Origin of the sequence: Legionella sp. 227, assembly GCF_043161935.1 — a bacterium.
Taxonomy (GTDB): Bacteria; Pseudomonadota; Gammaproteobacteria; order Legionellales; family Legionellaceae; genus Legionella; species Legionella sheltonii.
On sequence record NZ_CP171154.1, the window covers coordinates 231,613 to 246,751 of the forward strand.

Consider the following 15,139-nt stretch of genomic DNA (forward strand, 5'->3'; position numbering starts at 1 on the left):
GCACAAAAGATTCAATAGAACAAAAAAACAGAACAAGAATACTTCTTTGTCGCAGTGTTGACGGGGAGTTGTATTTGATTAATACAACACTCCATGATAGGTTATTTATTTAATGAATGATTTAATCACGGAAAATAACATTAAAACCTATGGCCAGGCTCTCAAGCAAATTCGTTCCTTATTGAGACGAGTGACTCTTCATCCCTCTGAAGTAAAATTGATTAAAGACCAAATTCAGGAGAGCTATGAAAGCTTTGCGCATATTATTTTTGATAAATCCTTTTTGAATTGGGGATTATGGAATCAACAAGTATATGATGAATACGCTGCATTGAACTTTGATTTTTCAAAAATATGTACGATACAAGATATTTATTCTCCCTTACTTGTCTTTTTTCTAATAAGACCATTAGTAAAAATGGAATTTTTTGATAAAAAACTGCTTGAAATTGGGTGTGGTAACGGTATCGGTTTAAGAGTTAGCTCCGAATTACTCAAAACAAAATATGCTTTAGGCGTTGACTTAACAAAAGAATTAGTAAAGCACGCAAACCATAATTTCTACAAAGAAAACAAAATCAATTACATTCAATCTGATGCAGAATGTTTGCCTTTTGAAAATAACAGTTTTGATATTATAACCAATCTTGAGAGCTCCCATCTTTATCCGCAAATTGAACTTTTTTTTTCAGAAGTTGAGCGTATTTTGTCCCCAGATGGTTTTTTTTGTTATTCTGATCTGAGTATTAAAGATAAATTACAAGCAAAAAGAATTGAAGAATATCTTAAGACAAGTACCTCTTTAAAAGTAGTTCAAAAGGTAGACATAACTCGAATGGTTCAATCGGCCATTTATAATCGCTTAGTTGTAAATGAGAAAAAAATAATACCTTACATTAATTCGATGATGAGAGATGATGAAGAACTTCAAGATTTCGTTAGTTCCATGGGATTAGCATTTCTTCCCTGGTGGTTTTTTTTGTTTAAAAAGTCAGCTCTCCGCCACATGGCAAAAAAAGAGCGTAAAAGAAACCTTATCTATGGAAAAAAATATTATTTTTACTACTTAATTCAAAAGGTTAGTCGATGAAAATTATGGATGTGAAGACCATAGATTATTTTTATGGCGACGAAGAGAACATCAAGAATATTTTATATAAGTCTAAGGAGCCCCTGCTCATAAAAATAAAAAACTTTAGGGGTAACTTTGATTTAGATTATTTCGAAAAACACATTCAAGCAGACACAACCTATGCTACTTTTGAAAATAATCGTCGCGTTGCGCATCAACCTGCTGATTTTGGGACAATAATAGCTAAAATAAAACAAAATATGCCCTACCGAATATTTGGTCAAATTCTTACCGAAAAACAATCTGCCGAAATTGAAAAACATATCCCCCTTTGGCAACATATTCCCTTAAGACCGAGATACTTTAATAAGACTTTAAAAGTTATCTATTTTTTTGGTGGCCAAAACACGCATACCTATATGCATTACGATAGAGAGCATTGCAGCAATCTTCATGTATGTTTAAGTGGGAGAAAGAGATTTTTATTATTTACTCAAGATCAGAGTGAAGCGCTCTATAAACTTCCCTTTGTGAGCGATAGCTTGATTGACTTTAGCCGACCTTTGGAAGAAATTAATCAACAGTATCCAAGATCAAAACAAGCTCAAGGGTATAGAGTAACTCTTGAAAAAGGGGATATGTTATTCATGCCAAGAAATTGTTGGCATTATACTGAATATCTCGAGCCGTCTTCTTCTGCCTGTTATATTTTTTATCCTCAAAAAATACTGCATATTTATGGGTATTTTACAGGATATTTTTTCCTTGGGTTTAAAGAGCCAACTGGTTTTTTGATTAGTAATTGGCCCTTTGTTAAAAAATTTAGTGAACGTTATGCTTTAGCGACTGGAGTAAAAAAATTTCTGATGAAAATGATTGAATTTATAATATTTCCAATCATCTTACCTATTGTAAGTATACTTGCCCTTATTGCTCATAAATTAAAACCCCGCCGTGTATATTAATTTTTTACCAATTGACAAAATACATTCATCATCGCAATTTGCTCGATGTTCGTTGGAATAGCATCCAGCAAAAAAGGCGAATAGACAACAATTGCCAAACACTGGGCTCGCGAGATGGCAACGTTTATTCTGTTTTTATCAAAAAGAAAATTAAGTCCTCGAGGAGATTCATCTGCATGACTCGCACACATGCTCAAAAAAACAATTGGTGCTTCCTGTCCTTGAAATTTATCAACGCTTCCTACTTTAGCCTGTTCACCCAGCGCTATCTTCAATTTATTTACCTGATGATTGTAGGGAGCAACAAAAAGGATATCCTCCCAACCAATTATTTTTTGCACGTCTTTATCCTTAAATGTTCTCCCTAAAAGTTCCTTGGTTAATAATACAATTTGCTCCACTTCCTCATCACTGGCTTGGGTATTTCCCTCATGAATGACAGGTACAGGAATAATTCCTGCCTCTTTATTCAGCACGCCTTGATATCCTTTAGGAATGCTTATTAAGCGATATTCATTCCCAGGAGCAGTTTCCAGTTTACCTTCATAAATCGCTTTGCTAATAAATTGATTCACTGCCGGATGCATTCTATAGGTAGTACCTAAAAAAACCCCCATAGAGTCAGGTATAGTGGGCGTTGTATGTAATAAGTAATCCAATATGGATAAACCACTTTCTTCGGGATGGCTTCCTTGGGAGGGCTGACCTAACTGCATTTGATCGCCCATTAGAATAATATTACGGGTTGAGCGGCTCATCGCAATTAAGTTGGCAACACTTACTTGCCCTGCCTCATCAATAAATAAATAATCAAAAGCATCAGCTAATTCTTCTCGAGCAAACCCCCAAACGGTAGTACCTACGACACATCCAGGCTGAATAAAATCAATGATCTGTTTATTCTCCAATACGGTAATATTTAAATCTTCAATTTGTTCCTCTGTATTACGGGTACAAGCAAAATGTCCTTTTATTCCTTCCTTATAGCAATAGGCAGCAGTATTCAGCAACAAGTTATTAATCGCCTTGTGGCTGTTTGAGGAAATACCTATTTTTTTTCCTTTTTGCACAAGCTCTGCGATTAAATGTTTTCCAGTATAGGTTTTACCTGCACCCGGAGGACCTTGAAGCGTAAGATAACTGTTATTTAGATTTAAAACCGCATGAATCATCTCCGCTAATCGTTCATTAGGATCATGACTTGGTGCGATAGCCAATCCTTGTTGATGCTCGTTAATGCGCGGATACGATTTGCTCAGAAAATCCAGTATCGCTGTGTTTTCAAGCAACCCCTGCTCAAATGACGCAGCCTGCTTCGCAATGGCTTCAGGAATTGAATGCGGATCAACATATTCATTAGGAACCAAAGTAATCGGATCATCTGGTTCATTTTTCATTTGTAGTACAATAATTCCATGCTCCAGATCACTATCGTCTTCATAATAGTTGACCACAACAGCTTTACCGTCTTCTGTTTCCTCGCCTAAAATAAAATACTGCTTGGCATTCCCTTTAAATTCCTGTTCTGGATCAAAAAAATATTCATAGGCCAAATTGCGTGATCTTGGCGAGGGTTTGTAAGGTGGCTTAGCAGTTCGTCGGCAATAGGCCAAACAGTCAATATCATCGAGTAGCTCCTCTCCAGTGAGTCCCAATCGCTCAAACATACGCCAAAACACAGGCTTGGCCTCACGTCGGTGGAACTCAATAGACCATGCAAAAATCAGATTGATTTGAGCGCGTTGCAAATCCCCCTCTGCCTTCAAGCGTTCGGCTTCCATCAACAATCGATCGCGTAATTGAATTCGCTCACTCAATTCTGTCTTCACTTCAAGCACAACAGGTTCGGTTTTACCTAAGTAACAAATACCTTGCTCTAATTGCCGTGCTCTCAACCAATCAACCAATTCCTGAGTCGAATTACAATCATCAATATTGTATGCGCGAATATCATTTAATATTTTTGATGTCTGCCAACTTTCCCCATCTGGTTTTTCTCTCCATTGCTCATATACAACAACAGAGTCGCCTCCAGAACCTACCTCAGTATTTCGTTTACCCCGATATAAATGCTCTATATTTTTAATCGAATAGCGCGGTTCCCCAACAATCAGTGAGTTTTTAACAATCTTATATAAATCAACAAATACTTCATTACGTAAGAGCTGATCGACCTCATCCTCACAAACACCATATCGTCCCATGAGACGTCGACATGCAGAGATTTCATAATTGGCATAATGATAAATATGCATTTTCGGATCTTCTTGCCAACGTTGATAAGCCCAAAGCACAAACGCTTGAAAAGCTTCCTTTTCCTGCTCGGGGTTATGTGCCCAAAAATCCTTATATTGACGTTGCGCTTTTTCATCAAAATAAGTAATCCCCCAAAGATATTCCAACCCCCCTTCTTCAAGAGGAAAACCTTCAATATCGAAAAAAATATCATGCGGTGATGCAGTAGGTAAAAGCGCCAAGCCCTGCTTTTGTCCTGGAACATGAGGAATTAATTGATATAAGGGGATTTCCTTACCGCTGCTTGCTTTTTGAATTTTGGCTTGTTCTTGCAAACGCACAAAACGCTCTGGCTTTATCCCTTTTACCCAAGAACATGTGGTATGAGCCAATTCGGTCATCGTATTGATACCCGCTTGCTGCAACTTTTTGACTTGTCCTGAGGTAATGGTTGCTACCTGGATTAAATGATCCGCTTTTGTTAATAACTCTTCGGCATAATTACTCCATCTCCCCCAATTTTTCGATGCAGCAGGATCAGGACACTCAGTCGCATCAAAATTCTGATGCGCCAATAAAAACTGCTGCTTCAAATTTTGGTAAAAATAAAAATAATCTGCCGTGCGAAAGCGTCTCTGTTCCTGATTTCCCAAAACCACGGTGATGAATTCAGTTCCACCGCCTTGCATTGCTTTAAGCATTTCTGCATAACAACATAATTGCAACAGAAAACCAGGTTTCACTGATTTTGCGAGCTTGGTATCCCAAACCTCATAACAATAATCCCCAAATCGACTCTTCCCTGGTATTTTTATTAAAAAATCAGCATATCCCTGAAATGGAAGCAATTGTAAATGCGCTTGATAAATCACGTCAGCGCCGCTTTTCATTGCAATTAATGTTGAATCATAAGAGTTTGCCTGTTGATGCAAATTGACAATGGTTAATCCTTGTTTTTCAAAAAGAGTCAACAGATCCAACTCGTGTTGATTTCCCAAATGTTGCAGTACATCTACTAATTCATTTTTTGCATCAGGTGAGGGTAATAAATCAGGATGCACCACTGCAAGATGTTCTATCCAGGATACAAAAGGACTTTCCATAAACTGAGTCAGATCAGAGGGTGAGAAGACTAAATGGCTGGATTCGATGTACATTTTCGATAGAGATTCAGAGGGCTTATCTTAAAAGTATATCAAAATATCGGCTCAGTGAACTGTTCATTTAACTGTATGATTTTATGTACTTTTAAAAAAGAGGCATGTTGCCTGAAAATAATATAAAATCTCGCCCAATAATAATTTGATAGCCTGGTGTTAAACCAGACTGCAACCATAAGTATAGCCCCGAAATGGAAGAGAAACACGAACAAATTTCCCCAGAAAATCAAAAACGAATTAATTTTGCAGTCGGCTTTTTATCAACCTCTATCGCAATGTATGCACTGCTTCGCAAAGGCAATTTCCGCGCCGCTTTTCTTTTATATGAAAAAGGCGGGGGTGGTTTGAATCTTTATAAGGAGCAGGCTAATGGCAAACTAAAACGTTGTTTTGCCATTGACTATCATCCTTTTTGGGATAATAAGACCAAACAATCCTCTTGGAGATTACATTACCATCGGGGTGATAATGAAAGCCAAATGAAAAAACATAGACCATATGAAGGGGGATGGTAATCTCCCTGCTGTTTCGATCCTGTTATGAATTTTTTACCCATGCCTTGCAAAAAATTCTGTTTCTTTTATAGCCTATAATTGTAATTATGATGCAAAGAGTGTGCGAATCATGTTTCTTAATTTGAGCTTGATACACTCTATCTTGAGATAATGAAATCACTATGAAACCTGATGCACAACTTGTTATAGATGCATTAAAAGCGATTGTTGACGAGACAGAAGATTTTAATTGTTTTTTGGATGAAATCGAGTTTTTAAAAGAAGAGAACCGCTTGTTGATTTTGACTCAAATTGTCAAAGGGGATAGTAAAACAAGCAGAACAAACAAATATGCGCTACGCGATAATTTTTTTAAAAAATATTTAGGGGTTACACCTGTCAACCTGGAAGGGGAATATGCCTTCTTAGTCTCAGTCGATGAATTAAGCCAGCGGAAAATTATTATCGATAAAATCAATCAATTACAAAATCCCGCCGTTCGCAACACCAACTCGATACCCAGTGATGAATTCAGCAGAACACATCATCATGACTTGAGGACGTTATTACACACTTTAAATCCCTCCCAAGAGTTGCTCTCAAAGCTTGGGCAGCCAATGCATTATATTCGTTTTAATAGTTCACACGAGGTAGTACCCAAAGGGCGACACTTTATAACCAAAAGCATTGATAAAAATATGAAAGACACGACAAATAGGGTACTGGCGAAATTAGATGACCTAGATCGACTGGATAATACCCTGTTCATTAACTTTACGGGGCATGAAGCCCCTGTTGCAAGTGCATTGTATATGAATGGAATTGATTGCATTTGGCAGCTATCCATCCTGTGTGATGAAACCTCGCAAACGCGGATTATGGACCAATTACAAGATTCTTTACCACGTGATGAATTGCTAGCACGCGCTTCTGTATCACATGACTCTTCATTAGGTTTAATACTTGAACCCAATCATGGGTTCACTGAAATTGATGCTGAAAAATTACCTTCATGGGATCAATTAAGCGCTTTCGGAGTGAAACAGGTGATTCTATTAACGGAGAAAAACTATAATCAAGGGAAATGTGTTTATCCGCTTGATGAACACTATTTCAAATGTGAATTATCATTTTATCACTGGCTCCAATTAATCCCCCAAGATTTTATTTTGTTAGTTATTGGCGTAGGAAATTTTGAGGAAAAACCTGAAGAGCATTGCCAGTCTATTGAAACCGTTTTTAAAAAGAAAGAGGCAACTTCTTTATCAACCTATAAATTACCTAATCTCCTTACCCTCTTTAAAAACATATCACTCTATGGCACTTCTTCTTCACCGCTCAGTTCAAATGGAATCAAAAAAACAGATAAGGAGGAAGATGATACGGATCAAAGCACAATCAGCCTGGATTAAGCAACATCCCTAAGTCACGTAAAGATCTTTGAGGATAGTTAAGTATTGCGGCCAGGTCTAATAATGAGGCGGCACTCCTGGTTGCAAGCAACTGACTCTTCTACTCATCGCTGAAAACCTAATCCAGCCCCACTTCCGGCGGACGCGGGATTCGGGAAACTACGCTAAAACAATAAGCCCCGAGAACAGGCCGCGCTTACATATTACTTAACAAAAACTGGTTTAGGTTTTTCAAAATTATAAATAATCCCAAATGCAAATTGTGCAGAAACAGGATAAATGCGAGTATTTTTTGTAACACCACCAAAAGATTCAAAAGTGTGGCTGGTGAATTTCTCGTAATTGGTTTGGCTATAATCCGCCATCAATGTCCATTGAGTGGTCAGATTATAGCGAACTCCAACACCGTAACGAATGCCACTACGATTTGCTACTGAACTACGTACTGTATTGTCTGAGTTATGAAGTGCAACATGACCATTCGCATAACCAATTCGTCCATAAACTACAGCACTATCGGTGAGAAGGAACCCTGGTAATGCGCTTATTCCCTCACTATAGTGAACAGTAAAAGAAGTTTTCTTGAAATCATGATGAATATACTCTTTATTAACCAATCGATACTGAACTGAGCTTGGATTAAAATTGGCTTCACCAGCAAAATAAAATCGATTTCGTATCCAGGAATAACCTCCAAAAAAAGTGCCAAAAATACCGACCCCTGAAAAATTCTGTTCATCTATCACATTAAAGTTACCGTGATTATCAAAAACATGAGATTTTTGCGTAAATTGAGCATATTCAGGCCCAATACCAGCACCAACATAAAATCCAGCAAAAGAAGGGTTAACCAATACGAAAGAAACCACAGCTCCCCAATAAATCTTCCTTAACATTTTATTTTCCTAGAAAGTGGTTAATAATTACCTCTGCTTCAACGATAAGTCTTTATATTAATTTAACTTTTCCTGATAATGAAACCCGAAAAAAATTTTTGAATTCTTCTTTATTAAACCAAGGAACGGTACGCGATCTTGGAATAGTCCGCACATCAACGAGATGGGTAGTTTGATGTGCGTGGACTATTTCAAAAAATTCTTGCAACGTATGCGTTGAATGTCCAATCGTAAAAAGCTCAGGCATAATAATACCTTCCCTTGGGTTTCGTTGCCCTAAACATCATGAGCAGGGTGTTGTTCTAAACTCTTCGCCCTCACCCATCTTGGAAAAAAAGGACCTAGCTTTTTAATAAAATCATAGGCCATAAATAACGCACCAATCGCAAATAACACGTCGCCAGGCAATCGTAACCACTGCCATATCAACGTTGTATTATAAAACTCAAGGCTCCTTGAATGAGCGAATCCGTTTTCATATACATCCATTAATTGCGCCCAACCCACAGGGAAGAAATTCAACACTATCCATAAAACCAAGCCTAAGTTATAGAGCCAAAATGCCCAAATTCCCAAACGATCACTCCAAGGAAAACGCTCACCTGCAGCATAACGTAAGCAAAAATAAATTAAGCCCAGACCCAATAAGCCAAAAGCGCCAAATAATGCGGTGTGTGCGTGGTTTAAAGTAAGAAAGGTACCATGCTCATAATAATTGACAAGGGGGGCATTGAGTGTTCCTCCACCAAATACTCCTGCGCCCACAAAATTCCAAAAAGAAGCCCCCAAAATATAAAGAAAAGCTAGCTTATAAGTAAATGCAGATTGACGTTTGATGAGTTGATAATTTTCGATTGCATCAATAATCAGCAGCACTAAAGGCAATACTTCAATAAATGAAAACATGGATCCTAGTGGCACCCAGAGATCCGGCGTCCCTGTCCAATACCAATGATGTCCTGTTCCGATGATACCGCCTAAGAATACAAGAATTGTCTCAAAATACATTGTTCGTTCTGCTAGAGAGCGCGAAATTAAGCCGGTTCCCATTAAAAGATAGGCAGTGGCACTTGCAGCAAAAAACTCAAAAGACTGCTCCACCCAAAGATGAACTACCCACCAACGCCAAAAATCAGTAATCGTGAACGATTTTTCAATCCCCGTTAATGGAATCATCCCAAAGCAATACAAAACTGCAATATTTATAGTGCTTGCCCAAAAGAGATGCTCTAATCGAATACGCCCAGTCCAAAACTCAACCGTAGCACTCTTTAAACCACTCCAGGTAGGCCACATGCCACGAAAAACAATAAAACTCCAAAGGAAAAGCCCTATACAAAATCCAATTTGCCATAAACGACCAAGCTGCAGATAAGATAACCCTTGATTACCAATCCAAAACCAGGATTCGTTTACATAGCCCATAATTCCTAAATAATTACCCACAATTGCACCACCGACAATAAACAATGTGACCCAAAATAGAAGATCAACGAAAAAGCCTTGTCTTTTGGCTTCTTTTCCACTGATAAGAGGAGCCATAAAAACAGCAGAACTTACCCAGGAAAGAGCAATCCAAACGATTGGCGTTTGAATGTGGACATCGCGCAGAAAGTTAAAGGGTAAAAATTCATTAATATTAATCCCATAAAATCCCGTACGCTCTGTATAGTAATGTGCCATAATTGCCCCCACAGCAATCTGGATCAAAAGAACGAGTGCTACGACTACAAAATATTGCCCTACCTTATGTTGACTGGGGGTCAGTGCTTCAAATCCCAGAAATACAGGTGTTTTAAACGCATCATCCGCAGCACTCAAATAGCGATGATAAATAAAAAGTACAGCTCCAAAACCCAGGAATACAAAACAAAATGATACCCAGGTCCAGTAAAAAGTATGGGGCGTTGGATTATTGCCCATAGTAGGCTCATAGGGCCAATTATTGGTATATGAACTATTTTTTCCAGGTCGATGCGCTATCGTAGTTAACGAAGAATAAATAAGAAAATCTGCAGTGTGTAGCGCACTTTGCTCATCCAAACTGTACGCTTTAGTCCAACCTCGTTCTGGATCATGATTCAGTAAAGTTTGTGAAATTTGATTACGTAATTGCGCGATTGCATCTGCGACTGGCTGCGACAAAATACTGGTTTGCAGGCTCAAATCGGTACGTTGTAGAGCCTGTTGCATTGTTTGCCGCACGACATATTGGTCCCCAACATCCAATTTCATAAAGGGTTTGCCAAAATGTTGTTGGGCGATTTTATCCTCTATAATTCTGCCTAGGCTTACTAAATATTTTGCAGTGTAATCTTCGCCAAAATAGGAGCCCATTCCGTAAAGACTTCCATAATCCATGAGATCGGCGCGTTGAAAACCGGCCTTGCCCTCAATAATATCCTCTGCGGTCATGACGATTTGGCCAGAAGGAGATAGAAATTGCTGCGGTAAAGGAGGGGCAAGCTGATAGGTTTTATAGGTACCCCAAATCAATACCATAAAACAGATAATTGCGGTAATTAGAAGAATCCATTTTAACACGTTTGCTACTTTATACGAGCTTAGATGCTCAGCAACAACATTTTGGGGGGTACTATCCATTCGGCACGTTCCTTGTGTGAACAATTTTGGGTTTAAATTTTAAAATAAGCGCTTAATTTTATAGAAGAATTATCGCAAAAAATAGATCCTCTATGTCAGTAAGTTAAGAAGAAGCCTCCTTACTTTTGTTCCCATCATCCCGAGCATAGCGAGGAAGCTCCATACTGTAGCACGGTCTTACAATGAGGAGATCCTCGCTATGCTCGGGATGACTCAGGAAGAAAAGAAGATCCCCGTCCGGGGTTGATGAAGCGCTTGATTATGGGGAATGCACCCTCACCCCTACCCCTCTCCCACAAATGGGAGAGAGGAATTTACTTTTTTAACAATAACCACAAACCTCCCTCTCCAAATGTGGGAGAGGGATTACTCAGAAATTTCTGGACTTTGCCTAGAGTTGCTTTTCATGCATGCGCTTTAATAACAAATGGAAATAAACCAAACCTGCGTAGGGATGCCATTTTGCGGTGATTTCTGCGATTTTCTTATAATCCGGTTTCTTATCAAGATGCAAAAATTGATATAAATTATTTTGTGCGCCAAGATCATCACCAGGAAAAATATCAATTCGTCCTAAACCACGTAATAAAACGTATTCCGCAGTCCAGCGACCTATGCCTTTAAAATCACATAAATAATTGATGATCGCATCATTTGATTTGTTTTCGAGGGTTCCCAAAATAAACTCATCTTGCATGATTGCTGTTGCTAATCGTATAAGGGTCTCACTTTTAGAGGTGCTATAGCCTATTTTCTTTAATTCAGGAACCGAGCAATTTGCCACTTCATTGGGTCTTGGAAATGCATAAAACAGGTGCTCTTCTTCTTTAATCCTTAGGCTCAGAAATTCAGCCAATCGATTTTGAATTTGCAATCCGGCGTCCAAAGAGATTTGTTGACAAGAAATTGCATTAACAAGCGCTTCAAAAACAGAAGGAAATCGAGGGGGTTTGAGCCCTTTAAATTGCAGGACGATAGGATTTAATTGGGCATCGTGCTGTGCGATATGATAAAAATCATGCAGCTCACGTTTCAAACCGAGTATGCTCTCTACTTCATTTACAATTTGATTTTGATAGACTTCTAAGCCCTCGCCTTTAATCGATAATACCAGCTCGGATTGGTTGAAATTTTTATTTTGTTCAACCACTACTTTAACGGGCACGTTCTCCATAACCAATAGTCTTGTGTAACGTTGGCCATCCCAAAGATCGACATTATTTTTACTTCGTCTCCGTAAAGCTAAAGCAGTATAATCCAATCGAAACGGAGCTACTGGATGTAAGGTAAAAGAAGTTTCCATCTCAAATTACCTTTGTGTTGAATCAACCTTGCTATATAGTTTAGGACAATTCATCAGGAATTTAGTCCAAACCCCAGGCCAGAAAACCTTAACATTGAAGCCATTAAGTGAACACTTATTCTTATGGTTGTAGTGATTGACTGGGTCTAGGTCGTTCAAATCCCATTTGCTCAACTATACTCGCGACTTTATGCTCATCATTAAATTTTTGTTTAAGAAACTGTAATGCCTCTTGAGGAATTTCTGTTTTTGAACCGTGATTCTCAAAGCGAACTATATGATTTAAGGTTTTTCCTGAACACTCCATAGGATAACGTTCGTTGTTCCCAAAATAGGACGTTTCGAAACCTTTTTGTTGCAGTAAGTTTCTAAAAGCAGCCGCCTCTTGAGGATTGTCGAAAGCGATTTTGAATGTACCATTTTGTAAACCCTTACTCACTATGGGCAGTTCTGGTGTTGTAGGTGCGCTTGACGCCATCATGGTGCGAATCATTGTGCTGACCTCTACGCTTGAAGTGTTTTTATGAGTCATTTCATACAAAGAATTTTTCATGCGCGAGGAAGCAAAATTATCTTTTTGGGGTGATATAGAAGAATCTGGCAATTGTTTACTGAGTTGAAAAAGATCCATGTTGCTGTAATTCCGGGTCATAATTCCTCGAGCTCGTTCTGATAAGTCACCTGGATTTTGCACAATCGTTGAAAAATGGCCATCTCGTTGGTACAAACGATTTCGCTCCTCCATCCATAAGATACCGAGTTTATTGCCTGTGTCAGAAAATGACTCAATCGCCCCCCCTTTTTTCCAACCCCAATTACCATCCTGATTTTTAGTGGCTCTACTTCCAGTATCTTCTATAAGACACGCATTTCCTGTTGCTCTTAACGCTTTTTGAACTTCAGGGTTTTTTAATTTTGCTTGAATTGCTCGTTGCATCGCTTCGTCAGCTAATCGAAAATCCGTCCATGCTTTTTTTTGCCCCTCATCTCTCGCATTCTGCGCATTTCCTTGCAGAATCCTGTCTAGATATTGTTTATCCTGAGGATCTTTTTGATATTGAAAATAATGTTCCACTGTAGGAAACGTCCTTTTTCCAAAAGGTGTCTCCATTTCGATGGGAATTTCTGCATAATTAGAAAAAATCCCCCATTCATCTCCTTCTCTATCAAAAGCAACTACATCGATACTATCTGATTGAGTTTGATAATTAACATGATTTGAGGGACCACTTAATTTTTTAATTGAACCTGTATTGGATCGTCTACTCAATGGCATAACTACACTCCACCTTTTGAAAGCATTCACCTCCCGAACATAGTGTGTGACCTCCAATATTCGGCATGAATAAAATGCTCAAGTTAGGAGTGCCATTGTCGTGAATTCTTCAAGATAACAAGGGTCGTGAATGGTTTACTTTTGAAAACACTTTCCCAAAGTATAGTATATTTATTTAACTAATAGATTTTAATTGGGACAATAGGGAACAAAAAATTATAGCGGGTGATGTGTATTTCATTAATAAACAATACTCAATAGCTCAATAGACTATCCTTTAACACAAACAATAGGTACCAGTCGGGCAACTTTTTTGGTTAAACCCGACGCTTGTGCGGCATCAACAACGGAATCGACATTCTTATATGCCTCGGGCGCTTCTTCTGCCACACCACGATAAGAGCTGCTGCGAATTAAAATTCCTTGTTGCGCCAATTGCTCAATGATCTCACTCCCACGCCATTTTTTGCTTGCCTGATGCCGGCTCATTGCACGCCCTGCCCCATGGCATGCAGAACCAAGTGATTTGTTTTCCGAATTTTCTGTACCGACTAAGACATAAGACGCCGTTCCCATGCTGCCGCCAATAATTACAGGTTGTCCTACATGACGGAACGCCTTTGTTAATTGAGGATGGCCTGGTCCAAAAGCTCGTGTCGCCCCTTTGCGGTGAACAAATAGGCGCTTGGGTTTACCTTCGAGCTGATGGGTTTCCTCCTTACAGGTATTATGGGATACATCATAAATCAGTCTTATTTGAGTTCCTGGCACTTCATTCTGAAATACTTCACGCATAAAATGAGTAATAATTTCACGATTAGCCAGCGCACAATTAATTCCTGAACGCATAGCGCCTAAATACTGTTCCCCCATGGAGGAACGAATGGGAGCACAAGCTAACTCTCGATCAACGAGTTGGATCCCATGCTGTTGTGCGTGTATTAACATAGAACGTAGAAAATCAGTTCCTATTTGATGACCAAGGCCACGTGAGCCACAATGGATACTCACAACCACATCCCCTAGGGATAAACCGAATGCTGCAGCAGTCTGTTCGCAATATATTTTGCATACCTCCTGAACCTCCAAGTAGTGATTACCAGAACCCAAGGTACCCATTTCATTTTTTTGGCGTTTTTTTGCATGTTCTGAAACATGCTCAGGCAAGGCCCCCTCTACACGACCATAATCTTCAATTCGCTCTAAATCCTCTTTTTCTCCATAGCCCTGTTTTACTGCCCAAACAGCACCGCCATGCAACATATCGTCCATTTGATTCATGGTCAGATTAATACGACTTTTACTCCCTACACCCGCTGGAATATGAGCAAATAGAGCATCTGCAAGTTGCTCTTTATAGGGTTCAAACTCCTCGCGCTTAAGCCCCGTAGATAAGAGCCTGACCCCACAAGAAATATCAAAACCCACACCCCCTGCTGAGACAACACCATCATTATCGGGATCAAATGCTGCAACTCCCCCAATGGGAAACCCATATCCCCAATGTGCATCAGGCATCGCATAGGAGCCGCGAACAATTCCAGGTAAAGTAGCTACATTCGTCACTTGTTCATAGACTTTCATATCCATATTGAGAATTAACTCTTCTGAGGCAAAAATAATCCCCGGTACACGCATCTTCCCATGTTGGGGAATTCGCCATTCAAAATCACTGATTTTTTCTAATAGGTTCAAGTCCATGGATTTTCCGCCTTTAGCTGT

At 39.0% G+C, this 15,139-nt stretch carries 11 protein-coding genes; 4 read left to right on the top strand and 7 right to left on the bottom strand.

The genetic code is table 11. The features are described 5' to 3' along the window. The first annotated feature begins 112 nt into the window (after nt 1–112). Nucleotides 113–1,090: a class I SAM-dependent methyltransferase gene (locus ACF8MK_RS00880; protein WP_392537784.1), complete on the top strand. Its 978-nt coding sequence runs from the start codon at nt 113–115 to the stop codon at nt 1,088–1,090. Then, nucleotides 1,087–2,037 (top strand): cupin-like domain-containing protein, encoded by a 951-nt coding sequence (locus tag ACF8MK_RS00885; RefSeq protein WP_392537785.1) that lies wholly within the window; start codon nt 1,087–1,089, stop codon nt 2,035–2,037. Before ACF8MK_RS00880 ends, ACF8MK_RS00885 begins: the two co-directional genes overlap by 4 nt. On the opposite strand, the gene ACF8MK_RS00890 is transcribed toward ACF8MK_RS00885, so the two are convergent. After that, nucleotides 2,034–5,429, bottom strand: coding sequence for a TM0106 family RecB-like putative nuclease (locus ACF8MK_RS00890; RefSeq protein WP_392537786.1), 3,396 nt, complete (start codon nt 5,427–5,429; stop codon nt 2,034–2,036). The two genes, ACF8MK_RS00885 and ACF8MK_RS00890, sit on opposite strands and share 4 nt — an antisense overlap. 194 nt (nt 5,430–5,623) lie before the next feature. On the opposite strand from ACF8MK_RS00890, the gene ACF8MK_RS00895 reads away from it, so the two are divergent. After that, complete coding sequence (locus ACF8MK_RS00895) at nt 5,624–5,947, top strand: hypothetical protein (RefSeq protein WP_392537787.1); 324 nt, start codon at nt 5,624–5,626, stop codon at nt 5,945–5,947. Between the two features lie 161 nt (nt 5,948–6,108). After that, nucleotides 6,109–7,338, top strand: a complete 1,230-nt coding sequence (locus ACF8MK_RS00900) for a hypothetical protein (protein ID WP_392537788.1) — start codon at nt 6,109–6,111, stop codon at nt 7,336–7,338. A gap of 203 nt (nt 7,339–7,541) precedes the next feature. On the opposite strand, the gene ACF8MK_RS00905 is transcribed toward ACF8MK_RS00900, so the two are convergent. From ACF8MK_RS00905 to ACF8MK_RS00930, 6 genes are all read right to left on the bottom strand, one after another. Next, complete coding sequence (locus tag ACF8MK_RS00905) at nt 7,542–8,234, bottom strand: outer membrane protein (RefSeq protein ID WP_392537789.1); 693 nt, start codon at nt 8,232–8,234, stop codon at nt 7,542–7,544. 52 nt (nt 8,235–8,286) lie between these two features. Then, entirely contained in the window at nt 8,287–8,481 is a 195-nt protein-coding gene (locus ACF8MK_RS00910) for a DUF488 family protein (RefSeq protein ID WP_392537790.1), read from the bottom strand. A 29-nt stretch (nt 8,482–8,510) separates the two neighbouring features. Further along, entirely contained in the window at nt 8,511–10,838 is a 2,328-nt protein-coding gene (locus tag ACF8MK_RS00915; RefSeq protein WP_392537791.1) for a nitric-oxide reductase large subunit, read from the bottom strand. Nucleotides 10,839–11,229: 391 nt separating this feature from the next. After that, nucleotides 11,230–12,141 carry a DNA-3-methyladenine glycosylase family protein gene (locus ACF8MK_RS00920; RefSeq protein ID WP_392537792.1) on the bottom strand — a complete coding sequence of 304 codons (912 nt, stop codon included), beginning with the start codon at nt 12,139–12,141 and terminating at the stop codon, nt 11,230–11,232. A 121-nt stretch (nt 12,142–12,262) separates the two neighbouring features. Continuing rightward, complete coding sequence (locus tag ACF8MK_RS00925) at nt 12,263–13,417, bottom strand: NADAR family protein (RefSeq protein WP_392537793.1); 1,155 nt, start codon at nt 13,415–13,417, stop codon at nt 12,263–12,265. A gap of 270 nt (nt 13,418–13,687) precedes the next feature. After that, nucleotides 13,688–15,118, bottom strand: a complete 1,431-nt coding sequence (locus ACF8MK_RS00930; RefSeq protein WP_392538989.1) for an RtcB family protein — start codon at nt 15,116–15,118, stop codon at nt 13,688–13,690. Nucleotides 15,119–15,139: the final 21 nt, after the last annotated feature.